The organism is Streptosporangium sp. 'caverna', assembly GCF_003203775.1.
Lineage (GTDB): Bacteria > Actinomycetota > Actinomycetes > Streptosporangiales > Streptosporangiaceae > Streptosporangium > Streptosporangium subroseum.
Map to the genome: position 1 here is coordinate 6,477,453 of NZ_CP029711.1, position 24,432 is coordinate 6,501,884.

General features: G+C 70.1%; 19 protein-coding genes. 10 read left to right on the forward strand and 9 right to left on the reverse strand.

Features of this window, described 5'->3' with window-relative positions; genetic code table 11:
- Positions 1 to 679 precede the first annotated feature (679 nt).
- Both DKM19_RS28395 and DKM19_RS28400 read right to left on the reverse strand, forming a co-directional pair.
- Positions 680 to 2,854 (reverse strand): MMPL family transporter, encoded by a 2,175-nt coding sequence (locus DKM19_RS28395; RefSeq protein ID WP_110699728.1) that lies wholly within the window; start codon positions 2,852 to 2,854, stop codon positions 680 to 682.
- Positions 2,855 to 2,901: 47 nt separating this feature from the next.
- A complete protein-coding gene (locus DKM19_RS28400; protein ID WP_110706048.1) occupies positions 2,902 to 3,453 on the reverse strand; it encodes a TetR/AcrR family transcriptional regulator in 552 nt (183 codons plus the stop codon).
- Between the two features lie 352 nt (positions 3,454 to 3,805).
- Between DKM19_RS28400 and DKM19_RS28405 the strand changes: the two genes are divergently transcribed.
- The gene (locus tag DKM19_RS28405; RefSeq protein ID WP_110699730.1) at positions 3,806 to 4,363 is read left to right on the forward strand and encodes a DUF2243 domain-containing protein; all 558 of its coding nucleotides are present in this window, start codon (positions 3,806 to 3,808) and stop codon (positions 4,361 to 4,363) included.
- On the forward strand, positions 4,360 to 5,172 hold the full coding sequence (locus DKM19_RS28410) for a cytochrome c oxidase assembly protein (RefSeq protein ID WP_110706049.1): 813 nt from the start codon (positions 4,360 to 4,362) through the stop codon (positions 5,170 to 5,172). The genes DKM19_RS28405 and DKM19_RS28410 overlap by 4 nt, the downstream gene beginning before the upstream one ends.
- Before the next feature lie 102 nt (positions 5,173 to 5,274).
- Here DKM19_RS28410 and DKM19_RS28415 read toward each other — a convergent pair whose 3' ends face one another.
- Together DKM19_RS28415 and DKM19_RS28420 are read right to left on the reverse strand one after the other, a co-directional pair.
- Positions 5,275 to 5,988: a YdeI family protein gene (locus tag DKM19_RS28415; protein WP_239513631.1), complete on the reverse strand. Its 714-nt coding sequence runs from the start codon at positions 5,986 to 5,988 to the stop codon at positions 5,275 to 5,277.
- A 248-nt stretch (positions 5,989 to 6,236) separates the two neighbouring features.
- Positions 6,237 to 6,656, reverse strand: coding sequence for a VOC family protein (locus DKM19_RS28420; RefSeq protein ID WP_110699734.1), 420 nt, complete (start codon positions 6,654 to 6,656; stop codon positions 6,237 to 6,239).
- A gap of 118 nt (positions 6,657 to 6,774) precedes the next feature.
- On the opposite strand from DKM19_RS28420, the gene DKM19_RS28425 reads away from it, so the two are divergent.
- Both DKM19_RS28425 and DKM19_RS28430 read left to right on the forward strand, forming a co-directional pair.
- A complete protein-coding gene (locus tag DKM19_RS28425) occupies positions 6,775 to 7,728 on the forward strand; it encodes a YafY family protein (protein WP_110699736.1) in 954 nt (317 codons plus the stop codon).
- Positions 7,729 to 8,152: 424 nt separating this feature from the next.
- Positions 8,153 to 9,304: a hypothetical protein gene (locus tag DKM19_RS28430; RefSeq protein WP_110699738.1), complete on the forward strand. Its 1,152-nt coding sequence runs from the start codon at positions 8,153 to 8,155 to the stop codon at positions 9,302 to 9,304.
- Positions 9,305 to 9,362: 58 nt separating this feature from the next.
- Here DKM19_RS28430 and DKM19_RS28435 read toward each other — a convergent pair whose 3' ends face one another.
- On the reverse strand, positions 9,363 to 10,364 hold the full coding sequence (locus DKM19_RS28435; RefSeq protein WP_239513632.1) for an ArsR family transcriptional regulator: 1,002 nt from the start codon (positions 10,362 to 10,364) through the stop codon (positions 9,363 to 9,365).
- A gap of 63 nt (positions 10,365 to 10,427) precedes the next feature.
- Between DKM19_RS28435 and DKM19_RS28440 the strand changes: the two genes are divergently transcribed.
- Entirely contained in the window at positions 10,428 to 11,342 is a 915-nt protein-coding gene (locus DKM19_RS28440; protein ID WP_110699740.1) for an oxidoreductase, read from the forward strand.
- A gap of 131 nt (positions 11,343 to 11,473) precedes the next feature.
- Here DKM19_RS28440 and DKM19_RS28445 read toward each other — a convergent pair whose 3' ends face one another.
- From DKM19_RS28445 to DKM19_RS28455, 3 genes are read right to left on the reverse strand one after another with little or no spacing between them, the layout of a single operon-like run.
- A complete protein-coding gene (locus tag DKM19_RS28445) occupies positions 11,474 to 15,676 on the reverse strand; it encodes an SbcC/MukB-like Walker B domain-containing protein (RefSeq protein ID WP_110699742.1) in 4,203 nt (1,400 codons plus the stop codon).
- Positions 15,673 to 17,025: a DUF2398 family protein gene (locus DKM19_RS28450; RefSeq protein WP_110699744.1), complete on the reverse strand. Its 1,353-nt coding sequence runs from the start codon at positions 17,023 to 17,025 to the stop codon at positions 15,673 to 15,675. Before DKM19_RS28450 ends, DKM19_RS28445 begins: the two co-directional genes overlap by 4 nt.
- Positions 17,018 to 18,556, reverse strand: a complete 1,539-nt coding sequence (locus tag DKM19_RS28455) for a TIGR02677 family protein (protein ID WP_110699746.1) — start codon at positions 18,554 to 18,556, stop codon at positions 17,018 to 17,020. Before DKM19_RS28455 ends, DKM19_RS28450 begins: the two co-directional genes overlap by 8 nt.
- Before the next feature lie 180 nt (positions 18,557 to 18,736).
- Between DKM19_RS28455 and DKM19_RS28460 the strand changes: the two genes are divergently transcribed.
- The 5 genes from DKM19_RS28460 to DKM19_RS28480 all read left to right on the forward strand — a co-directional run bounded on the left by DKM19_RS28460 (position 18,737) and on the right by DKM19_RS28480 (position 23,234).
- A complete protein-coding gene (locus tag DKM19_RS28460; protein WP_110699747.1) occupies positions 18,737 to 19,540 on the forward strand; it encodes an alpha/beta fold hydrolase in 804 nt (267 codons plus the stop codon).
- Positions 19,540 to 20,799, forward strand: a complete 1,260-nt coding sequence (locus tag DKM19_RS28465; RefSeq protein WP_110699749.1) for a PP2C family protein-serine/threonine phosphatase — start codon at positions 19,540 to 19,542, stop codon at positions 20,797 to 20,799. The genes DKM19_RS28460 and DKM19_RS28465 overlap by 1 nt, the downstream gene beginning before the upstream one ends.
- A 442-nt stretch (positions 20,800 to 21,241) precedes the next feature.
- Positions 21,242 to 22,027 (forward strand): carbonic anhydrase family protein, encoded by a 786-nt coding sequence (locus tag DKM19_RS28470; RefSeq protein ID WP_162641843.1) that lies wholly within the window; start codon positions 21,242 to 21,244, stop codon positions 22,025 to 22,027.
- A gap of 54 nt (positions 22,028 to 22,081) precedes the next feature.
- The gene (locus DKM19_RS28475; protein ID WP_110699753.1) at positions 22,082 to 22,723 is read left to right on the forward strand and encodes a hypothetical protein; all 642 of its coding nucleotides are present in this window, start codon (positions 22,082 to 22,084) and stop codon (positions 22,721 to 22,723) included.
- Positions 22,724 to 22,877: 154 nt separating this feature from the next.
- On the forward strand, positions 22,878 to 23,234 hold the full coding sequence (locus DKM19_RS28480; protein ID WP_110699755.1) for a PRC-barrel domain containing protein: 357 nt from the start codon (positions 22,878 to 22,880) through the stop codon (positions 23,232 to 23,234).
- Positions 23,235 to 23,434: 200 nt separating this feature from the next.
- Here DKM19_RS28480 and DKM19_RS28485 read toward each other — a convergent pair whose 3' ends face one another.
- Positions 23,435 to 24,418 carry a glucosyl-3-phosphoglycerate synthase gene (locus DKM19_RS28485; protein WP_110699757.1) on the reverse strand — a complete coding sequence of 328 codons (984 nt, stop codon included), beginning with the start codon at positions 24,416 to 24,418 and terminating at the stop codon, positions 23,435 to 23,437.
- Between the last annotated feature and the right edge of the window lie 14 nt (positions 24,419 to 24,432).

The following is a 24,432-nucleotide window of genomic DNA, read 5'->3' on the forward strand; positions in this document are numbered from 1 at the left end:
TGTGCAGCTTCTTCTCCTATAACACCTTACCCCCCTAGGGTATTCCGCGCCCGGCAAGCGAATCATCTTCCGACTCGATCCGAATGCCGGTCACACCCGTCACATCTGTCACGCCGCCGGCCCCGTCAATCCCGGCGGAGACCAACGAGACACGGTGTCCGCAGGTCATCCCGCCGAGCTCGCAGGCGTCCCCGCTCTCGGCCTCAACCCGCGAGGGGCTGTCGGCCGTGACGCCGCACGCACCTGCCAAGCTCATGGGACTTCGCTCTTACCGGTACCGGGATGGGGTATCCCAATACGACGACCTTAACATACCCCCCTAGGGTTATTTTCGATGGAAGTCCCAATTTCACCGGCAAGCGGCACGTACGGTCACGGCCCGCGGGCCCATGTCGATCTATTCGCGGAAACGGACGAGCGGACGCCTGCCCCTCGTTCCCCGCTCGACGTCGCGACCGGCCCGGTCTTCCGCTTCCGACGCCCCTCTCGGCGCCCTCCCGATGACCGTTCCACGGCCACGGGTCACATCGGTGCCCGGCAAGACGGGCACAGGAGTACGCCGGACGATACTGATCAAGTCCGGCGACCTTGCGGGCGTGGGCCGGCCCGCCTCACGGGCGTGGTGATCCAACGCGTTCCGGCCGGGCGGCACCATGCCACCCGGCCGGTGGGAGACGGGTCAGTTGTGGACCGCCACCTTCGAAGCCTCCCCGTCCAGGTGCACGCGGAGCTGCTCACCCTCGATGTCGACGTTGGGCAGGATCCGCGACAGCCAGCGGGGCAGCCACCAGGCCCTGTCGCTCAGCAGGGACATGACGGCCGGCACGATCGTCATCCGCACCACGAAAGCGTCGATGACCACGCCGATGGCGAGGGCGAACCCCATGGACTTGATGATCGGATCGTCGAGCAGCACAAAGCCGGCGAAGACCGAAGTCATGATCAGCGCGGCCGCGGTGACGACGCGGGCGCCGTGGCCCATCCCCGAGATGGTGGCCTGCTCCGCGGTGTTGCCGTGGACGAAGTCCTCCCGCATCCGGGAGACCAGGAAGACCTGGTAGTCCATCGCCAGGCCGAACAGGATGCCGATGAGCAGGATGGGCAGGAAGCTGACCAGCGGCCCGGGCGTGTCCAGCCCGAGGAGGCCGGCGAGCCATCCCCACTGGAAGACCGAGACGGTGATGCCGAAGGTGGCGCCGACGGTGAGCAGGAATCCGAGCGCCGCCTTGATCGGGACCAGCACCGACCGGAAGACCAGCATCAGCAGCAGGATGGACAGTCCGACCACGAGCAGCAGGTAGATGGGCAGGGCGTCGGAGAGCTTCTCGGAGACGTCGATGCCGATCGCGGTCTGGCCGGTCAGCGCCACCTCGGCGCCGTCGAGGTTCGCGACCTTGGCCCTGATGTCCTGGACCAGGGTCTCCGTGGCGGCGTCGGTGGGTCCGGTGCTCGGGATGACGGCGAGCAGCGCGGTGGTCTTCAACGCGTTGAGCTGCGGCGGGGTCACCGCGACGACGCCCTTGGTGCCCTGGATGAGGGTGGCGGCCCGCTTCGCGGCCAGGCCGGTGGCCTCGGGCGAGTCGCCGGTGACCACCGCGGCCAGGCGGCCGTTGAAGCCCGGTCCGAACCCCTCGGCGATGAGGTCGTACGCCTTGCGCGCCGCGCTGTTCTCCGAGGCGGTGCCCGCGTCGGGCAGCGCCAGACGCATGTCCTTGGCGGGTACGGCGAGCGCGGCCAGGCCCAGCACTCCGGCGATGATGAACACCGCCCGCCAGCGGGTGACGAGGTAGGCCCAGCGGAAACCGAAGCCCGCACGCCCGGGGGCGCCCGTCTCCGGGGCGGCACGGTGCCGGCGGGCCAGGATCCTGCGGCCGGCGAAGCCGAGCAGCGCGGGCTGCAGCGTGATCGCCACCAGCACGGCGACGGCGACGGTGGCCGAGGCGGCCAGGCCCATCACGGTCAGGAACGGGACGTTGACCACCGACAGTCCGGCGAGCGCGATGACGACGGTGGCGCCGGCGAAGACGACGGCCGATCCCGCCGTGCCGACCGCCTGACCGGCGGCCTCCTCGGGCTCCAGCCCGTCGAGCAGGTTCTGGCGATGCCTGGAGGTGATGAACAGCGAGTAGTCGATGCCGACGGCGAGGCCGAGCATCAGCGCGAGCACCGGAGCCGTGGCGGTCAGCTGCACGGCGCCGCTGAGCGCGAACAGCCCGGCCATGCCGACCCCCAGGCCGATGAGCGCGTTGAGCAGGGTCATTCCGGCGGCCACCAGCGAGCCGAAGGTGACGATGAGCACGACCGCCGCGACGGCGACGCCGAGCGCCTCGGTCGAGCCGATCTCGGGCTCGCCCGACATGATCTCGCCGCCGTGCTCCACCCGGAGGCCGGCGCTCTCGGCCGCACCGCCCGCCTTCTCGTACGCCGCGCGCTGGGCGTCGGTCACGTCGTCGCTACGGCCGGCGAACTGCACCTGGATCAGCGCGTAGCGGCCGTCAGGGGAGAGCGCCCCGATCTTGAACGGGTCGACGGCGGTCACCACGCCCGGGAGCGTTCCAGCCTCCTTGGTGAGCGCCTGGACGGCGGCCTGGTTCTGCGGGGTAGTCAGCTGCGTGCCCTTGGGAGCGGCGACGACGATGGTGCCGGTGGCGCCGGCGGCCTGGGGGAAGTGCTTGGCCAGGGAGTCGAGCGCCCGCTGCGACTCCGTTCCCGGCATGGTGAAGTTACTGGCCGTGGGGCCCATGAAAACGACGGCGCCGATACCCGTGACGGCCAGCACGGCGAGCCAGAGGGCCAGCACCAGCCGTCTATGGCGGAAGGAGGCGCGGCCGAGCCTGTACAGCAAAGTAGCCAATGGAGTGTCCCTGTCAGGGTCGAGGGGAGAAGAACGGTCGCCCGAGATCAGGCGCCGCGCGCGTTGAGGGCCCCGGCCGCGCTGCGGACCAGGACGTCGCGTAACTCGTCGTCGTTCATGGCGACGGGCTTCATGCAGACGATGGGGATGGCGCCCAGGACCATCAGCGCCGTGACCTGCGCCGAAGGATCGGACGAGCGGGCGGCCAGCGCGTCGAGCAGGCGGTCCACCATGCCCTGCACGTCGGCCAGGGCGGGATGCCTGAGCAGGGCCGGGATGTCGCCGTGGAGAATGGTGACCTCTCGCCGGAAGGACAGCACGAGGTCGACGTAGCCTTTCACGGCCGCGAGCTGGACGGTGTCGTCGTCGAGCTCCGCCAGCTGCCTGTCGAGCACGCCGAACGCCCCGACCGCGGGAGCGAGCATCTCGACGAGGATCGCGTCCTTGCCGTCGAAGTGGTAGAGCAGCGTCGCCTTGGAGCAACCCACCTCGGCGGCGATGTCCTGCAGGGACGTGCCCTTGAAACCCGCGACGGCAAAAAGCCCGGATGCGGCGTCGAGAATCTCTCGACGCGTACGCGAACGGACGTTTCTCGACAAGTCACCCACCCCCTCATCCAGCCTAGCTGACCGATCGGACAGCCTTTGACCGATCGGTCAGTTTTTGTGACGTCGATCACGTGCCGACGCCGTGGAGCGCTGGTAGACGTTGGGTAACCGCCGGGCCAAGAGCCGAGCACGGCGGCGTTTCCCCGCGCCGGACCTCGGGATCACCGCAGATAGTTGATCTCGGTTGATGGGGCGGAGGTTCCGCGGCCGTGGCGAGCGAGCGGTGGGCAGGTCAGGGGCCCCAAGGGCGCGGCCGGGCCGTACACGCCCATCTTGAGCCCGCAGGAGACACCCGGTGCCGTCGCACCGGACCCGAGCTGGAAAGAAGAAAGAAGGGGGCGTGATGGCGACCGGATCGGCCGAGACGGACGGGGTCAGGCGGCGGATCGCCGTACCCGGCACGATTCTGGGCATCGGGCTGGGTGGGTTCGTCGACGGCATCCTGCTCCACCAGATCCTGCAGTGGCATCACATGCTGTCCAGCACCGACAGCGACAACATCGGCGTGAAGTACTACCCGACGGACACCGTTCCGGGGCTGCGGATGAACACGCTGTGGGACGGGTTCTTCCACGCGTTCACCTGGCTGGCGGTGTTGATCGGCCTTGGCCTGCTCTACTCGCGCGTCGTCCACTCCCGTGGCCGGGTGTGGAGGTCACGGATGCTGTGGGGCTGGATCCTGGTCGGGTGGGGGGTGTTCAACCTGGTGGAGGGCGTCGTCGACCATCACCTCCTGGGCATCCACCACGTGCGCACCGGCCCGTACCAGATCTGGTGGGACCTGGGATTCCTGCTCCTGGGCGCCGTGCTGACGGCCGGCGGGTGGCTGCTGCAGCGCGGCGGCGCCCCGATCGACCTGTGCCGCGCGGACGGACGCGTCTCCGGAGCGCCGACGCCATGATCGCCCTGTCGCACGAGGCGCATCATCATGGCGGCGGCATGCAGGCGCTGCTGCCGCTCGCCGTCCTGGCCGTGGTGCTGGGCGCGTACGGACTACTGGCCGCGCGCCGGAGCAGGGAGGCGAAGGGCTGGAGCCGATGGCGGACGGCGAGTTTCGCCGCCGGCATCGCGCTGGTCGCCGGGGGCGTGACCGGGCCGGTCGCCGCCTTCGCCGAGACGGACTTTCGCGGGCACATGCTGCAGCATCTGCTGATCGGGATGCTGGCGCCGCTGGGCCTGGTGCTGAGCGCCCCGATGACGTTGCTGCTGCGCTCTCTCCCACCCGCGAAGGGGCGCCGTGTCGGCGCTCTGCTGCGCAGCCGGGTGATGCATTTGCCTGCCAACCCGTGGATCGCGCTCGTGCTCAGCGTGGGCGGCATGGTGGCGCTGTACTGCACCCCGCTGTATCGGATCGCCTCCGCCGACGCGCCGCTGCACCACCTGGTGCACGTGCACTTCCTGCTCGCCGGTTGCCTGTTCGCCTGGGTGATCGCCGGTCCGGATCCGGCGCCGCGGCGCCCGTCGGTGCCGGTCCGGCTGGTCGTGCTGGGGGTGGCGGTCGCCGTACACGCCACGTTGTCGCAGCTGATGTACGCCGGGCTGTTCGTTGACGTGCCGGTGCCCCCGGAGCAGCTGCGCGGGGCCGCGGAGATCATGTACTACGGCGGCGACATCGCCGAGCTGCTGCTGGCACTGGCCCTGGTGAGCACCTGGCGTCCCGCGCGCGCCGCCGCCCCGCGGCCCGCGCCTGCCGTATCCGCCCTTTCCTGAGCTCCGGTACGTGCCGCGCTCCGGCCCCGATGCGTTCATCGCCGAGCTCGGCACCGCCTTCGACGAGGCCGGAGGGCCCACGACCATGCCGTTCGTCCAGATCTACCGCGTCCCCGACGGGAGGATCACCCCGCTGCGCGCCGGAGCATGCGGACCGACCTTCTTTCCGGCTTCCAGCCGGGCGATCATTTCCTGGAGGCGGACGGCTCGACTGCCGGGTGTCCTCGCCGTCATGAGGCGGAAGAACACCGCATATTGATCTGTCCTGCCGAGCGTTTCGAAGAAGGCCCTCGCCTGCTCGTTCCGCTCCAGTGCGGCCGCGAGGTCGGACGGGATCGTGGCGTTCTTCTGCGATTCGTACGCCGCCTCCCATCTTCCGTCCGCCTGGGCGGCCAGGATTTCCGCGAGACCGGGTTCTCTCATGCGCCCAGCGGCGACAAGCACCTCGGTTCTGTCGACGTTCACCCTCGACCACCGGCTCCTCGATCGGCGGCGCGAATACTTCTGCAGAAAATACGCCTCGTCGTAGGACTTTCTTTGGCTGTCGATCCAGCCATAACAGAGGGCGACATCGAGCGCTTCCGTGAGCGTCACCGAAGCGATTCCCGAGCCCTTCTTCGCGATCTTCAGCCACACGCCGGTCGGCAGTTCGTAATGGTCGGCCAGCCAGGACTCCCACCGGGAGGCGTCGTCGAAGACGATGATTTCCGCACCGTTGAGTGCTGCCATGGCAGTCAGGGGGCACGGCGCCGTGAAGGCCGGCTCCCCTCCTCCTTTCAGTCGCGTACGTCGCAGGTCTTCCCGCACTTTTCCCATGAACGACTCGGCGGGCGGCCGGGGAGGTCAGGTCCTTGCCGGGCTCCCGAAGTCGGCGATCTTCGTCGAGCCCGGTCCCGATGATCCGGCGACGGCTCCGTGGCGGGGCTCGGGGAACCGTGTGACTTCCTGAGCCCCGCCACGACTGCGTCCGCCCGACGAGACCGGTCGCTTTCAGCCGGTTCTCGTCGCCTTCGGCCGGCTCTCACCACCGGCCGCTCGTCAACGGTGGCATGCCCCGACACGGGTCACGCCGGCCTGCTCGCGCCCAGGATCTCCAGGTAGTGCGGGTTGTACATGATGCCCAGGATGTTGCCGAACGGGTCGACCACGGAGGCGGTGACAAATCCGCTGTCTCCCCGGACGGTGAGTGCCTCGTACTCCTTCGCCCCCATGGACAGCAGCCTCTCAAGGGCCGCGGACACGTCGTCGACGTGCCAGAACATGACGGCGCCGCCCGTGCCGGGCGTCGCACCGTCCGGCGCGTAGCGCCTGTCGATCAGGCCCAGCTCATGCTGGTAGTCGCCGAGGCGAAACTCCACGTACGCCGGCGGGCCCTCCACGGGGCGCTGGAAGTAGGGGTCGATGCCCAGCAGTTCGGTGTACCACTTCGTCGCCGCCTCCAGGTCGTCCGCCCAGAAACTGACGGTGGCGAATCCTCGCAACATCTGTGTTCCCTTCGCTGTCGCGGATACCTGCCGGCTGTCGCCGGTGTGGTGCGTCTGGTGAGTACATTACGGACCCTTGTGGAACCTCCGGTTCCTCAATGCCTGGCAGACTTGAGCGATGTTGGAAACCTCCACGCGACTGCTGCGGCTGCTGTCGTTGCTGCAGGCACGACCCGACTGGTCCGGCGCCGAACTGGCCGACCGGCTCGCCGTGACCACCAGAACCGTCCGCAACGACATCGAACGGCTGCGCATCCTCGGCTACCAGGTCCACTCGACCACGGGGACGGCCGGCGGCTACCGGCTCGGCGCCGGAGCGGCCCTGCCACCGCTGCTCCTCGACGACGAGGAGGTGATCGCGGTCGCCGTCAGCCTGCACGCCGCCGCCGGCGGCACCGTGACCGGCATCGAGGAGACCTCGCTGCGCGCGCTCACCAAGCTGCAGCAGATGCTGCCGTCACGGCTGCGCCACCGGATCGACGCGGTACGCGCGGCCACGATCTCGGTGGCCGGACGCGGTCCCACCGTGGACGCCGAAACCCTGACGGTGATCGCCGCCACGATCCGTGACCACGAGCGGCTGCGCTTCGACTACCGCGGCCACGACGGGACGGCGAGCGCCCGCACCGCCGAACCACACCGCCTGGTCTACACCGGGCAACGCTGGTATCTGCTGGCCTGGGACAACGACCGCCGCGACTGGCGGACCTTCCGCGCCGACCGCATCCGCCCCCGCACCCCGAACGGCCCCCGCTTCACCCCTCGCGAGCCCCCGGGCGGCGACGCCGCCGCGCACGTCGTGCGCGGGTCGGGCTCGACGGTCTGGAAACACCAGGCACTGATACGGCTGCACGCCCCCTTCGAGACGATGGCCGAACGGCTACCCCCGCTGGCGGGCCTGTTGCGGAGCATGGACGATCAGAACAGCATCCTGGAGACCGGAGCCGACTCCCTCCACAACCTGGCCGCTTTCCTGGGCAACCTCGACGTCGCCTTCACCGTCATCGACCCCCCTGAACTACGCGCCCTCCTGCGCACCCTCGCCGACCGCTACACAAACGCGGCCCAGTAGGCCGGAGACCGGGTGCGCGCGATGAGTGACGATCGCGGCGTCCCCGGCCACGGCGTGGCACCGGGCAGCAGATCCAGCATGCCCGGTTCGGCCGCCGCGCCTGTTGCGACCTCGCCATAGCTCCGATTACGTGTCGCCGCCGACCGGCCGATCTGGTCGGCCAGGGCCCTTGAGGACGAAGGATCGGCTGACGGCGAAGGTCGATGGATGCGTCCGCGACGATTCGGTGCCCGACAACGGCTGTTCGACCGTGGGATCACTCGTATATTGATCGTCGCGGACTCCTCCTGCTCCAGAAATCCGGCGAAATCAGATCGTGAATCACATTGGCTGAGCGCGAACCAGGTTCGCTGAGCAACAACGCAGGAGCGCGAAAACCTGGGAAAACCAGACAAGGGACAACTCGCGGGAATGGGGAAATCGCATGACGCGGCTGATCCGCGCGCTCGACGATGTGATCTGCATCGACGAATGTCGATCCTTCCAGCTGGTCTTCGGCGACCCACATGACAACGAACCCGGCAAGCGTCACGGATGTCTGCGCGTCGACAGCGACCTGGTCTCTTTCGCCAGCCGTGCCGGCGACCACTGCGCCGCCATCCGCCTGGAAGCCTGGGATGCCCAGCCGCCCACGGCGGCCGAGCCGTGGAGGAAGGCCGGCGAGACGCGTTTCACCGGCAACAGCGGCGTGTGGGTGGAAACGAGGTTCGAACCACTCTGTTCCTTCCTGATCGGACCACCGCACTTCGAGTATGGTCTGGCCGTCTACACCGTCGGCGCCGACCACAAAACGGAGAAGTGGCTCCTACGCTTTTGGCCGGTCCGCGATGTGTTCGACCCGCTCAGACACGCGTTGCCCGCACCCTACGCCGACATCTACGAAGACGACGAGCCCCCGGTCTGGCGGGTGGAACCCGCCCGCGTCCCCGTCCCCGTGTCAGCCGCCACCGACTGGCCCAGCCTGCAGCCGTCCCGCTCCTACCGCCCCGACTTCCACGCATGGTTGCAAGGCAGAGGTGTCACCTTGCACCAGTATCTGCGGCGCAAGCGCGGTATCGACATCGAGGACGGCGCTGAGATCACTCCCGAACTGCTCGCCCTGGCCGAGGGCCGGCCCAACAGATTCACCGACCCGCTGGTCGATCGCCACTACGCCGAACTGAACATGGAGAACAGGCTTCCCGAAGGATTCGAGAATCGCTCGGCCCATGACCGGGAACGGTGGCTCCGCGGTGACCTCGCCGACCGGCAGCGGGTCGAGGGGCTCAACCCGCACCGCGAATCGGACTACTTGGTCCCCGTCCATGAGGGTTTCGTGGCGGTCGGCGAGAGCTTCCGCGCCTGGCGCTGGGTGGAGGAGCGATACCTGTCCAAGGACCACGGTCAAGAGGTCGTCGCCAGGGATGTGCTCCGCCGTCAGGTGCTCGTCACCGAGATCGTCACCGTCTTGGACAGCGAACAGGTCGCCGGATCCTCCTGGCCGTGCTACACGGTCAGGAAAGCAGCGCCCGTCGAGGTCGCCCGCGTGTTGTGCGCTGAGGCGACCTGGTGTGATGCCGAACTCGACGCCCGTTGACCCGTTCCGGGATGCGATACGGCCTGGACTCCGACGAGGTACGACGTCGGAAAGACCATCAAACGAGTGGGAAGGCGGCGGCGAGGATGGATTCGGCGACGGACGTGCGGGCGTAGAGCACCGAGCGACCGGCTCGGTGGGCGCTGACCAGGCCCGCGTCGCGCAGCGCGGTGAGATATTGGGACACCCCGGCCGGGGAGAGCCCCGTACGGTGGGCCAGTTCGGTGGTGGAGGCCGGAGTCTCCAGTTCGGTCAGCAGCAGGGTCCGCGAGCGACCGAGCACGGCGACGACGGCCCCGGCCCTGGTGATGGGCCGGGGTTCCCACAGCGAGCCGACGCCGCGCGCCGGGTAGGCCAGCTGCGGCGGCTCCGGCGGCGTCACCCGGGTGAGCGGGCCCGGTCCGGTGAAAGCCGAGGGAATCAGCAGCAGTCCCGCACCCGCCGTCTTCCGGGACAGGGGCCGTTGCCGGCGGGCCAGCCGTAGCGCGTTGTCGTCCCAGCTCACCGAGGGGTGCAGATCGTTGAAGAGATGGCCCGCGCCGTGCTCGGCGACCTGCCGGGCCCGGTAGAAGACGTCGGCGTCGAGCACCGCCCGGATCCGCGCCCAGTAGGGGGCGAGCGCCAGCTCCCAGTAGGTCTCGATCTCTTCCGAGACCCGGACCAGGCGGGCCTGCGGCTCGGCGTACAGGGTCCGCAGCCGGAGGCCGCGACGCCCCTGCTCGCGTTCCAGGCGGTCAAGGTCCTGGCGTATCCGGGCGACGGGAGCGGCCAGGATCCCGGCCAGCTCCTCCGCCAGCGTGGGGGCCGGTCCGGCGGGCGCCGGGTTGAGGAAGTCGGGAACGTAACCCGAGGGCGGGATCAGCTCGGCGAGCCAGCCCCGGTCGAGGCCGGCGGCCGCCACCCGTGGCCGTACCTGCTCCAGCCAGGTCCGGTGCACGGGATGCGCGGAGCCGGAGCTCAGCAGCCGGAAGCTGGTCCCGACCTCCCACATCGGCGAGACGGCGAACCGCGTCTGCGCCAGATCGCTCGCGGAAAACGCCAGCTCCTCCAGGAGGATCACTCCAAAGATTCAGACATGCCTTAATCAATGGCGGCCATCCTACATCGGGGAGATCATTCGACCATGACCATGGAGATGATTACCGCGGCCGCGTCAGGCACCTGGAAGCTCGGCGACCTGGAGGTCAACCGGATCGGTTTCGGCGCGATGCGCCTGACGCAGGACGGCGCGGCGTTCCGGGCCGACGCCGCTCCGAGCGATCGGGGCCGGGCGATCGGCGTGCTGCGCCGCGCGGTCGAGCTCGGTGTGAACCACATCGACACCGCCGCGTTCTACTTCTCGCCGCTGCGTTCCGCCAACGAGCTGATCAACCAAGCACTGGCCCCCTATCCGGATGATCTCGTCATCACCACCAAGGTCGGGCCGGGCCGAGGCCCGTCGGGCGAGTGGCTGCCCCATGCCACCCCGGAGCAGCTGCGCGGCCAGGTCGAGGAGAACCTGCGTCAGCTCGGCCGTGACCACCTCGACGTGGTGAACCTGCGCGTCCTCGGAACCGACTCGATCGCCGAGCGTTTCGGCGCGCTGGCCCGGCTCCGCGACGCCGGGCTCATCCGCCACCTGGGCATCTCCAACGTCACCCCCGAGCACCTCGCCGAAGCCCAGGCCATCGCGCCGGTGGTCTGCGTGCAGAACCAGTACGGCATCGGCGTGCGGCCCGAGTACGACGAGTTCCTGCGCACCTGCGGTGAGCAGGGGGTCGCGTTCGTGCCGTTCTACGCGATCGCCGGTACGAGACGCGAAGCCGGCGCGGGTGGCACCGACAGCGACGAGGTGCTCGCCGTCGCGCGGGCGCACGGGGCGAGCGCGGTGCAGGTACGGCTGGCGTGGACGTTGCACCGCGGGCCGCATGTGCTGGCCATCCCCGGCACCGGCAACCCGGATCACCTGGTCGCGAACGTGGCCGCCGGCGCGCTGCGCCTCTCCGAGGACGAGCTGGCCGTCCTGGACCGGCTCCACCGGGGCGAGGCCCGAGCTTGAGAATCCGGCCACCGGTATGGCGGACCGGCGCAGGCGCTCGACCACAGGATGCCCCTCGCCCACCCGGACCGGCGTGACGGCGCGGGCCGTCCACCGCTATCGGAGCCGCCTGCTCGGCGAACCCGGCCCGATCACTCCTCGTCCGCGTCCTCGTCGGGCCCCTCCCCCGGCTCCGGCGACCCGGCCTCCAGCAGCCCGGCCTCGATCGGCACGCGCCGGGTCGGGGCGAACCCCAGCAGCTCCTTGGCCAGCTCGTCGTTGCCGGAGAACCCCGCCCCGGAGTCGACGAGCTCGCCGCCATCCCACAGGACGAGCATCGCCGAGACCGTGTGGGAGGCCTTGTCGCTGTGCATGTCATAGTGCGCCGCCGCGGGGACCGTGGCGTACCGGACCCACAGGTCATGGCCCGTCATGAACACGTCCAGGTCGTAGCGGACGGTGAGCCCGAGCAGATCCGGCTTGTAGATGTCGTCGATGCCGGCGAACGCCTCATCGAGCGCGATCATCCGGGGGCAGGTGCCGGAGGCGGACGAGTAGATGGCGTTCGCCGCGGCGAACAGCGGCAGATGGATCGCGGCGGACTTCTCCCCGCCTGACATCTGGGAGTGACGCTTCTTGCTCAGCTTCACGTCGTCCTCTCCGGGAACCTTCAGCCGCAGCTCGAAGGATCGCCAGGTCCTGTAGTCCAGGACCGTGGAGAGCACCTCCTTGTAGGTCGCCCGGGGATGACCGGCCCGATACTCATGGATCATCTTCCGCAGGATGCGGCGCAGGCCGGCCAGCTGCTCGGGGCCGAGGCCGTCCTGCCCGAGGAGCTCGGAGACCTCCCTCTGCAGGTCGGTGATCCCGTCGGACACGACCCAGCGAATGCCCACCGTCGTACCGGTCGACATCGGCCTGGACCTGGTGTCGGCGTCCATGCCCCTGACGAGGTCGCGGGCCACGAGGACCCGGTCGAAGATCTGCTGCGCCAGCCCGGCCAGCAGCTCGTCCTCCAGGACCGTCCGCTCCCGCTCCTCCAGGAGGAACCCCTGTTCGGCCGCGCGCTCGGCGATGCGCCGCGCGAACGCGGCCACCGGGTGACGGCCGTCCGCGTCGAGGACCTGCACGACGACCACGGAGTCTCCGGGCTCCCAGTCCAGCCGGTAGTCCTCCTCGCAGGCGTTGAGCGCGTCGTTGAACTCCTTGAGCGCCTCCGTCATCCGGTCGCGGACGCCCTTGCGCGCCGTCTCCCCCGCCTGCCGGCCCGCGGTGGCCGCGTCGTAGAGGCCGAGGAGCTCGGCCACGCCGTCCGGCAGGACGGCCTGGACCGCCAGGGCGGCCTCCTGCTCGGACAGCCGCTCGATGATCTCCGCGGCGATCTGCTCGGGTGAGGCCCACCGGGTGCGGTCCGGCCAGAACGGCGCAGCGGTGATCGTGAGAACCGGCCGCAGGTCCGCATGGGCGAACGGCGCGAACGACGCGAGCTGATCGAGCAGCTCCTCCAGCGCCGCCAGGAGGGAGATCCCGCCGTGCTTGTGCGCCGACTCGGCCTCGACCAGGGCGTCGTGCTCCCTGCGAGCCCGCTCGTCCTCGGCCTGCCAGGTGGCCTTCGCCTCTCTCAGCGACTGCTCCGCCTCGCTGATCTGACCCAGGATCTCCTGGAGGGGCGCGCTCAGCGTCTCTTCGAGGGCGGCCAGCCGCTCCGCCGCGCTCAGGTGCGCCTCCTCCTTCTCCACGAGGGCCTCGGCCGCGCCCCTGTGCTCGGCGGTCAGGCGCGCGATCGTACGGCGGCGCCCGGCGAGGTCCTGCCCCAGGGTCTCGATTCCGGTGAGCCGCTGACTGAGCCCCTCCGCCGCCCTGGTGAAATCGGCGATCGCCCGGGCGACCACCTCGACCTCCTCCACGACGGCGGGCATGTTCCGGTCCGCGGCCGTCTGCCGGAGCCGGCGCCGCTCGGCGTCCGTCTCGGCCGTGGCGCCGTCCAGGGCGGTCGCGGCCTCGGAGCACTCCGTCCGGACGGCCGCCAGCAGCGTCGACTTCTCGGCCAGCGCCGCCACGGCCCGGGGAATGCCCTTGGCGATGGGCCGGAGCTCGTTTCTGGCCCGGCCGACGTCGTCCAGGCGCCGCTGGAGCGCGTCGCGCTCCGCCTCGCCGTCCGACCGCTCCTGGGAGCGGGCCCGCGCCTGCCGTTCGTACTCGGCGATCCTCGCCTTCCTGCGAGCCGCCCGGTAGGTGGCGCCGATGTATTCCGGTGCGGTCTTGGGCTGCGCGCCCAGGTGAACCCCGGAGCTGAACTGGCCCCGCCTGCTGATCGCGGGCGCCGGGGAGGCGACGGTGAGCTCGTCGGTCAGCGCGATCGAGTCGAGGACCTCGGAGATGACCTCGGCGGGGACCAGGTCGTGCTCCTCGGGAACCAGGACGCTTGACAGGGTCCGTCCCGCCGGCCGCCGTCCGGCCGGAAGCAGGTAGGCGTCGGGGTCGGCCTGTTCCAGGGCGACCGCGGTGAGCCGCGGATCGGGGTGGATCCAGGAGGTGAGCAGCCCGGCCGCGTCCAGGGCCCCTTCCACGGCGGCGGCCTCTCCGTCCGAGACCCCGTCGGCGAATCGGACGAGCTGCCAGAGCGCGGCTCCCTGCCGCTCGGTCCGGGCGGCCTGACGGGTGGCGGAGAGCGGCGGCGCGTCGTCGCGCTCGGCGGCGATCTCGTCGCGCAGCGCGGTGAGCCGTTCGAGCTCCGCCGCGGACTCGCGCAGCCCGGCCTCCAGCCCGGCCACGTGGGTGACGAGCGTCGTGCGCCGCGCCTCGGTCAGGTCTCCGAAGACCTCGGCGAGGCTCGGAGCCCCGGCCTCCCCGATGCGGGCCAGGCTCTCGACGAGCACGGCGACGTCGTCGACGCCCACCACCGGATCCGTGTGGTCCCCCGACCACCTGCCGGCCCAGGCCCGCAGGTCCTTCTCCGCCTGGGCGCGGGCCTCGCCGAGCTCCCGATCGGCGGTCTCGCAGGCCAGCTCGCCGGCCTCGATCCTCTTGCCCGCCTTCTGTACGGCCTGCTCCGCGCGCCCGCGCTCCCTCTCCGCCGCGTCGACCTTCTCGATTCGGCGCCGTACGTCCTCGACGTCCTCCGATCGGGCGGTGACCTGCGCCCGGACCGCCTGCGGGTCGCCGTCGTCCGTGGTCGTGAGCCCGGCGAGCCCGGCGGCCTCCGCCATGTCGGAGGCCTGCCGGTCGGCCGCCTCGCGCGCGTTCTTGAGCTGCTGATCGATCCCGTCGGCCTCGCGGCCGAGATCCACGATGTATCCGGCGGCCCTGGTGTTCGCCTCGCGCTCCCGGGCGATCTCCTGGGCTCCCTGGCCGACCTGCCCGCGCAGACTGTCGAGCTGGCCCTGAGCGGTGTAGGCCTCGTGCTTCTTGAGGCCCTCCAACCTGCCGGCGAACCTGTTCTGCTCGATGCCCGCGACCTTGCAGGCCTCCCTGGCCTCGTCCTGGGCGGCGCCCGCGCGGCGCATCTCGATCCGTGCCTCGCTGATCGCGGTGGCGTGTCTCACCACCTGCTCGGTGCGCGCCGCGATCCGGTCGAGGTGGAAGCGCGCGCCGACCTGGAGGTAGTCGGCGTAGCAGTCCAGGAAGGCACGGGCGGCGCCGTCCGCCGCCGTGAGGTCGTCGACCAGCCGCTGGACGGCCGCGAGATTCTCGAAGTCGCGTGCCGCCTGCTCGACGAGATCCTCGGTGACGGGGCTCAACCCCGAGGTGAGGGTGTCGGAGACCTTCCCGGGGTCGAGGTCCTTGGCCAGCAGCGGCCTGCGCAACGCGAGCAGCAGGTCGAGCAGCTGGGTGTAGCGCTCCCGCCCGAGGCCGAAGAGGGCGGCGTCGACGGCGTCCCGGTATTCGGTGGCGCTGTCGTGCCACGCCTCGGGTTCGAGCGCCCGCTTCAGCTGCTGTTCGGTCAGCGGCCGGGAGTCCTCGGAGAGCAGTCCGAAGTCGAGGCCGAGCCGTTTCGCCGTCACGAAGAAGGACGTCTTGACCGCGGGCCGGTCCTTGTGGGCGCGCAGGGCGATGATCAGCGTGACGGTCCGCTCGCCCGCCGCGAACTCCATCCAGACGAATCCGTACTCCGACTCCTGCCCCCGGTACAGGAGGTTGGACTTCATCGTGCGGTTCTCGCCGCTGAAGGGGTCGAGCCGGCGGGCGTCGACCACCCCGTCCAGGACGAAGGGGAACAGCACCTCCAGGGCCTTGGTCTTCCCGGAGCCGTTGTGCCCGCGCAGCACCAGCCTGCCGTCCGCGAACACGAACTCCTCGTCCGTGTAGTCCCAGATGTTGATCAGACCGGCTCGGGACGGCTTGAACCGCGTCATACGGAACCCTCTCCTTCGAAGACGTCGAGTTGGCCCTCGGGCGGTGCCGGAATCGCCAGGGTGATGTTGCGGTAGCGGACCGCGGCCGGAAGCAGCAGCACTCCGCCGGGAACGGGGCGCACCAGGCGCAGATCCGTGAGCAGGACGACCGCGGCGTCGAGCAGGCCGTACGGGTCCTGCTGCCAGGCGGCGGTGAAGGAGGCCGCGCCGAACTGTTCGTACAGCTCCTCGATCAGCGCCTCCAGCCTGTGCCGCTCCACCAGGACCAGCCGTTCGGGACGCTGCGGCGGCGCGGGAGGCCGCTCGGCCGACGACCAGGCCAGATCGTGGACGACACCGGCCTGCGGCAGCGCGGAGTCGATCCGTGCGAGCAGGTCCCGCTGCACCTCGGTCTCCACCGGCGGCTCGACCTCTGCGAGGGCGCCCGGCTCCTCAAGGACGTCGGCGATCTTGGCGATCAGGAGACCGGCCGCGCGGTTGACCGCCCCGCCCCTGCCCGGGAAGGGTTTGTCGGTGAACCTTCCCCCGGGGTCGGCGAGCAGGACGCCCTCCGCCCGGCGTTCCACGGCCAGGCCGGTGAGCCGGGCCAGGTTCTCGACGACGTCGTCGCGCCGGAGCACCGCGGCCGCCTCCGCGTCGAGGTCGGCGTAGTAGACCACCGGGTGCTCCAGCAGCAGCCTGCGCACCCGCCTCTCGGCGGAGGCGCTGAGGCCGTCCAGCAGCCCCGCCGCGCTGGTCAGGTGCTGTACGGGTCGAGCCGGCCTGAAGATCGCCGTGCAGATGTCGTGGTCGATGTCGTACAGGGCGTCGCCGTCGCCGCCGTCGCCCCGCGCCCACGCCTCGGCCGACCCGTCGGACAGGCGCAGCGCTCCACGCTCCACCAGCCAGCCGAGCACATCCACGACCGCCCCCTTGTGACCGGGGACCACCGGATCGAAGCCGAGGCCTTCGATGGAGTTGGCCACCGGCCCGAACAGGCGGACCAGGTCGGCCAGGCTGATCTCCACCCGCGACCTCTGGAAGGAGCCGAGCACCAGGCAGAGATAGGCCAGCCGCCTGCGGTCGAACGCCTTACCGGCCCTGTTCGTGAAGATCTTCACCCGTGACGGGTTCAGGGTGTCGAGCCGGCGGACCAGCCGCACCTGATGGGTCGTCGCGATCAGGGTGTAGCCGAACAGGTCGCGGAAGTCCCGGGTGAGCTGATCGGCCCAGAGCAGCACCCGGTCCAGGAGTCCCGGCCGGGGATGAACCGCTGTGATCAGGTCGCTGGTGAGCACCAGCCGCACCGCGTCCTGATAGGAGCCGAGGTCGCTGACCGGGACGTCCGCCGCCGCACGGGGCTCAGCCATCCGTCCTCCCGGAACGCGAGACGATCTCCAGGGCGAACCCGGGCAGGTGCAGCATGCCGTGCCCGGTGCGGACGCTGCTGCCCTTGGGCTCCGGCACCAGGCGCATCACCACGGTGTCGTCGCTGCCGGATCCGGTGGTCAACCGGCCGGCGACCACCGATCGGGCTTCCAGCGCGCGGGTCAGCAGGGCCAGCAGGACGCGGGTCTCGGCCTCGTTGAGGATCCGGTCGTGTGCTCCGTTCCCGGCGAGGTCCTGGGCGGCCTCGCGCTCGGCGGCCCTGGCCTCGAGCTGCCGCCGCCGCAGATCCGCCCGCACCCCCGTGTCGGTGCGGACCGGCTGCGGAAGACCGGGACCGGCCTGCCTGCCCGTCCGGAACGGGGTGAGGGCGACCTCGATGCCTGGCGCGTTCCACCAGGTGGCCCGCGGCGAGATCTGCTCGGCATCGTCGTGGGCTCCGCCGAGGTGCCGCGCCGAGCTCAGGTTGAACGCGGCCGTCGTCAGCGCGTAGGCGGCGTCCTCGTCCGGCGTGTTGTAGATCCATTCGGCGAGGTGCCGCAGCTCGGAGGCCCGGTTCACGCCACCGCGCTGGGCCTCGGTGAGCTGCCGGAGCAGCGCGATCACACCCGACACCGCGGACCTGGTCGCGCGGCGCAGATCCGCCGCCCCGGACGCGGAGCCGGGGGTCGCGGTGAACCACACGCGGAGCGCCTCCCACCGGCGCTTCCAGTCGTCGATCCGCTCGATACCGCTCAGGAACGGCCTGTCGTCGGCGTCGGCGGCCCTGATCAGCATCGTGTTGACGCCGCTCGCCTCGACCTCCCGCACGGCCCTGTCCAGCCGGGGCAGGTAACGGTCGAGCTCCGCCATGAAGTCGCTCATGTGCGTCAGCAGGGCGTTCTTGTAGCGGAGGAACAGCTCGGGCGAGGCCTCGGTCGAGGTGACGATCTCGCCGAGGGTCACGTGGAACCGGGCGGACCGGCGGACCATGTCCTCCATGACCTGGTCCAGCCGGGAGAGCCGCCGGTAGACCTGGTCCTCGTCGCCGCCGCGGTTCGCCGTGGCCAGCGACCGGAGGTCGTCGAGGATGTCGGAGAACACCAGCCGGGACAGGTTCACGTCACGGACCCTGACGGCGAGCACGTCCTCCACCGCGGTGAACGCCCGGTAGCCGAGCTCGCTGAACTGGTAGACCGACTGCCTGTTGCGATAGCGCGCCAGCGTCCCGGCCCGGGACGCGTCCTCGAGCCGATGGATGATCTTGTCGTCGGCCAGCGCGTCCAGCCGGTTCCGCAGGGCCGCGTCCAGCTGGGGGACCTCGTCATGGGCCGCCGCCAGCTCCCGTAAGGCCGCCGCGACGTCCTCGCTGTCCACCTGGACCCGGTGCACCGCCCGCAGACGGTCCATCGCCCGGAGCACCCACAGGTAGGAGACGTGATCGTCTCTGCGGGTGAAGTTGAACAGCTGGAACCTGTCGCCGACCGCGAGCGCGTCCAGATCCAGCGCTCTGCGGCTATCCGTTGAGTCTGTCATGTCAGCCAGCAAGTATTCCGTAACCGGAGGGCGCGCAGGGCCCGCACGCCTCCATCGGCGAACACACATTCGAAAAATAGAGAGCATACCAAACTCTCGTACCTCCGGCGGCGAACTCGCATTCGAATCGTGGCCAGTGGGCAGGAGCATGACGCCACGGTGAATGAAAGGATGCGCCACATGGGTGCAAGGAGTAGGAACAACGTCGTGCTGACCGGCAAAGAGGACGGGCCGGTGGTGATGCTCGCGCACGGGTTCGGCTGCGACCAGAACATGTGGCGCCTGGTGACGCCGACGCTGGCCGAGGAGTTTCGCGTGGTGCTGTTCGACCACGTGGGGGCGGGCCGGTCGGATCTGTCGGCCTGGCAGGCGGAGCGCTATGCGGCGCTGGACGGCTACGCCGACGACGTACTGCGGATCTGCCGGGAGCTGGACCTGCGGCAGGTGGTGTTCGTGGGACATTCGGTCAGCGCCATGATCGGGGTGCTGGCGGCGATCCGGGAGCCGGAGCGGTTCGCCAAGCTGATCCTGCTCACCCCCTCGCCGCGCTACGTCGACGACGGCGACTACCGGGGCGGCTTCAGCCGGGCCGACATCGAAGAGCTGCTGGAGTCGCTGGACAGCAACTATCTGGGCTGGTCGGCGGCGATGGCACCGGTGATCATGGGGAACCCGGACCGTCCCGAGCTGGGCGAGGAGCTGACCAACAGCTTCTGCCGCACCGACCCGCTGATCGCACGCGCCTTCGCGCGCACCACGTTCCTGTCCGACAACCGGGCCGACCTGGCCAAGGTGACCGTGCCGACGCTGGTCATCGAGTGCGCCAGCGACGTCATCGCGCCACCGCAGGTGGGCGCGTTCGTCCACGCCCAGATCCCCGGCAGCCTCCTGGTCACCCTGGACGCCACGGGACACTGCCCGCAGCTGAGCGCTCCGGAGGCGACCACCCAGGCGATCGTCTCCTTCGCGTCAGACTGGCGGTGATGGGTGACAGCGGGCACACCGTGAACCCGACCGGCTCCGGCGTGCCCATCGGAGACGCCCGCTTCAGCGCGCTGCTGGAGGACAGTGCCGAGGACCTGTACGAGCACGCGCCCTGCGGCTACCTGTCCACGCTCCTGGACGGCCAGATCGCCAAAATCAACACCACGCTGCTGACCTGGCTCGGCTACACCCGCGAGGAACTGGTGGGCCGGCGCCGCTTCGCCGACCTGCTCACCGTCGGCGGCAAGCTCTACCACGAGACCCACTTCGCCCCCCTGCTCCGCATGCAGGGCCAGATCGGCGGAGTGGCCCTGGAGCTGCGGGCCGCCGACGGCACCCGGCTGCCCGTCCTGGTCACCTCCACGCTCAAAACCGGCGCCGACGGCGAGCCCCTGCTGATCCGCACCACCGTCTTCGACGCCCGTGACCGCCGCGCCTACGAACGCGAGCTGCTCCACGCCCGCCAGGAGGCCGACCGCGAACGCGAACGCCTGCAGCGCCTGGTGTCCACCCTGCAGCGCAGCCTGCTGCCCCCGGCCCTGCCCGCGGTGCCGGGGATGGAGGTCGCCGCGTACTACCACACCGCCTCCGCCGACCAGGTCGGCGGCGACTTCTACGACCTGTTCCGCCTGGCCGACGACCGGTGGGCGTTCTTCCTGGGCGACGTGTGCGGCAAGGGCGCCGAGGCGGCGGCCATGACGTCGCTGGTGCGCTACACCCTGCGCGCCGCCGCGCACGGCGACCCCGACCCGGTCAGCGTGCTCGACAGCCTGAACGAGGCACTGCTGGCGGAGTACAGCCCCGCCTACCCCTTCTACTGCACCGTCCTGTTCGGCCTGCTGACGGTTGCCGCTCCCGGCGCCGGACCCGGGACGGTGGAGATCACGCTGACCGGCGGCGGTCATCCGCCCGCCCTGGTCATCCGCGGCTCGGGCGCGGTCGAACCGGTCCATCCGGACGGCGGGCTGCTGGTCGGGCTGATGCGCAACCCGCACTTCGCCACCGTCGCCGTCCGCCTGGAGCCCGGCGACGGCCTGCTGCTCTACACCGACGGGCTGACCGAGGCACGGATGCCCGACGGTGACCTGTTCGGCGACGACCGCCTGAAGGAGCTGGCCGCCACCCTGTCCGGAGCCCGCGCCCCGGACATGACCGAGGCCGTCGCGCGGGTGCTGACCGGCTTCGGACCCGGCCTGAACGACGACACCGCCCTCCTGGCCCTGACCGTCCCGCCCTCGTCGCCGAAGGCGTCCTCGTGACCGACGCCGTTCGACCCGCCCCGCACCCCGAGTAGCACGCCCCGAACCTCCTGCGCGCCCAGCCGCCCGCCCCGTAGACCCACCTCCCCCGTGGTCGGCGTCCGACCACTCGCCTGCCGCGACTCCCGGCCGCGAGACGGGGTGCGGGTGCGTCCGGGCGTGGGATCCGCCCGCCCCCTTTCTGCGAATCCACCGGGCTTCCGCGATGCGCCGTCGCGGATACGGCGCCCGCGACGGGCCGCGCTCCGTCACCTGGCGCGGTGCCTTGATGGCACGTAATCGACCGTTTACTTATGGTCGTTTTGATCTCAAATGATCACGTCAAAAACGATCATTTTGGTGCTACTCTCGCCCACGCCCTTATGTCACCTTTATATGGACGAGATCCCTCCGATCCCCGTAAATAGCCCATTCGGTGACACCCTTGTATGAAAGGCCCCCCTTGCGTCATCGTCTTGCCCGGATGGCGGCGGCCGCCGCCCTTCCGCTTCTCCTCGTCGGTTCCCCCGCTCCCGCACAGGCCCAGGACAGTCCCCGATGCCACAGCACCGGGACGGACGAAGCCGTCGAGAGTCCCATCGAGATCGACCGTTCGGCCGCGTGCCCCGGCAACCGGTCCACACTCTCCGTCCACTATCCGCACAGCGTCGACGGAACGGTCCTCTTCCAGGACAAACCGCCACTCGGCGGCCGGCCGAGCGAGCATGACGACGTCCGGTTCGTCATCGCGAGCCAGGGCCCCCAGCCGTACATCACCTTCAACGGCGAGCGGTACAACCTGAGCAACGTGCACTTCCACGGCCATGCCGAGCACAAGTTCGCGGGTCAGCCCTTCGCTCCACTGGAGGCGCACCTGGTCCACGAGAGGGCGACCCTGCCGAAGGCCTACGTGGTCTTCTCGGTTCTCCTCGATTCCAAGGACCAGCCGTCCCAGCACGACCGCCTGATCGCGTCCCCGCCCGCTCTCGGCGCGTCCAAGGACGTCCACCACGTCGACCTCGACGCGCTGCTGCCCGCCGACCGCGGCACCTACCGCTACACCGGCTCGCTCACCACGCCGGACGAGAACGGCGACTACTTCAAGCCGGTGAACTGGGTGGTGTTCGATCATCGGGCGCACGCCGGCCAGAAGAACGTCCAGGCGTACAGATCGCTGTGGGACTCCGCAGGCAACCACAGGGAACTCCAGGTCGGCGTTCCGGCCCCCAAGGTCTACGCCTACCGTTAGCGCCGGGCGGCGGCCCGGATCGAACCGCTCCGCGAAGGCGTACGTCATGAGGGCATGAAGCATCGGCTGCTCGTCATCCTGCTGCTCGTCACCGCGACCCTGATGATCGCTCCCGGTACGGCGTGCGCCTGCAGCTGCGCTCCGCTTCCCCCGGCGGAGCAGATGAAGAAGGCGGCGGCGGTCTTCACCGGGACGGTGACGGCCGCCCGCCGGCTCGACGGCGGCCCGCTCGGCCCCACGCCGCCGGTCGTCTACACCTTCCGGGCCGACCAGGTCTACAAGGGGAAGGCGAGCGCCGAGTTCGAGCTGGCCACCAACGCCGACGAGGCCGCGTGCGGGTACCGCTTCGTCACCGGATCGCGGTATCTGGTGTTCGCCTCCTCGGGCGAGTCCGGCCTGTTCGCGATCGATCCCGGTGTGGCCCTGCACACCTCCCTGTGCGCCGGCAACCGAATGCTCTATCCGGGCGGGGAGCCCCTGCGCGCGGGGGACGCGACCCAGAACGGGGAGCCGCTCACCGCCGACCTCGTCACCGCCCTCGGTACGGCCACCGGCCCCGCGGCGGCCCTCCCCGTTCCCCCGTCCGCTCGCTCGCTCGGCGAGCCGATCTCGCCCTGGATCTACGCGGGGGCGACCGTGGCAGGCCTCGCTCTCGCCTTCGCGGGATGGTGGTTCTTCAGGCGACGCAGGGCGTGATTCTCCAGGCGACGGTGAGGCGTGAGAGTGTCGGTCCGGCAGCGGGCCGGGAACGTCCGCGGCTACGGTTGATCTTTCGTTCTGCCCGTTTAGCTGGACCGGAGCGGGTAGGCGGACAGGTGTGAGGTCCCTTCCAGGTGAGAAGAGTTTGGACATGACGAGCGAAAATCTGTGGACCTACCGTTCAGATGTCTATGGCGGCGACCAGACGCTGGATCTCATCGGCTTCGACGTCGAGGCCACCGACGGGAAAATCGGCCTGGTGGAGGAGGAGAGCACGGTGGTGGGCGACAGCTACATGGTCGTTGACATCGGCTTCTGGGTCTTCGACAAGAAAATCGTGCTGCCCGCCGGCATGATCACCGGGATCGACCCGGCGGAGCGCAAGGTCTACGTCGGGTGCACCAAGGAGGAGATCGAGGAAGCTCCGGAGTTCAGCGTGACCACCTACAAGGAGCCCGGTTACCGCGAACGGCTCGGTGGCCACTACGGACGCTTCACCATGAGCTGATCATCAGGGTGGCGAGAAGGGGACCGTTCCGGCGCGGAACGGTCCCCTTCTCGTTTCTCGCCTCCGGCCCGAGCACCGGCGCGACCGGACCGCGAAGGGTTCGCAAGGGATGCCGCCACCGGGATGAGCGCCGAAGGCGGCTCCACGCCACGGCCTGCCGGGATCGACAACCTGATGCGGTGCCGGGCACGGCGGACGGGTCAGCCGGCCGGCCGGGAACGGTAACCGGGGACGGTGGTCATCGGTGGGCGTTCCGCGACGGCCACGTCGCGAACGGTCGCGTGGTGGCCACCCGATCCCTCCGAGCCACTCACACCGTCCGGCCCCCTGCGAAACTGGGCCAGGCGGGTGGAGGGCGTGTGCAGGGAGATCATCTTGTTCTGGCGTTCCAGCCGGAACCAGGAGGTCTGCAGGATCTGGGCGGCCATGCCGCCGAGAGCCTCGGTGGACTGGTGGGAGTGGACCCGGCGGCCCAGGTCGACCTGGGCCAGCGCGTCGAGTCCGGCCAGGTCGAGCAGGTCGATCAGCAGGCCCAGCTCCACGCCGTAGCCGGTGACGAACGGGACCCGTTCCAGCACGGATCTCCGCCCGGCGTACTCTCCCGCGAGAGGTTGCACGAACCCCGCGAGCAGCGGCCAGTGCAGGTTGAGCAGAGGCCGCGCGACGAGCTCGGTGACCCGGCCGCCCCCGCTCTGCACGTTCTGCAGGGGCCGGTCGTAGCAGCCCTTGACGTAGACCACGTCCGGATCGTCGAACAGCGGGCCGAGCAGCCCGGTCACGAAGGATGTGCGGAACTCGCGCAGGTCGGCGTCGATGAAGACCAGCAGATCGCCGGAGGTCACGGCGAGGGACTTCCAGAGCGCCTCCCCCTTGCCGTCCAGCGGCTTCAGGTCGGGCAGGATCTCGTCCTGCGCGATCACCCTGGCCCCGGCCCGCGCGGCGCGCGCGGCGGTGTCGTCGACGGAGCGGGAGTCGATGACCACCAGTTCGTCGACGAGGGGCGCCGCTTCCATCAGATCACGCCGGATCGCGGTGACGATCTCCCCGACCGTCTCCTCCTCGTCGCGAGCGGGGAGCACGACGCTGACCGTCATGTCTCCCTTGGCTTCCAGCAGCCACGCCAACGGCCAGTCATCCGATGATGATGTACGCCCACGCAACCATGCCCCCACTTCAGGCAGCACGGCTCATCCTTCCC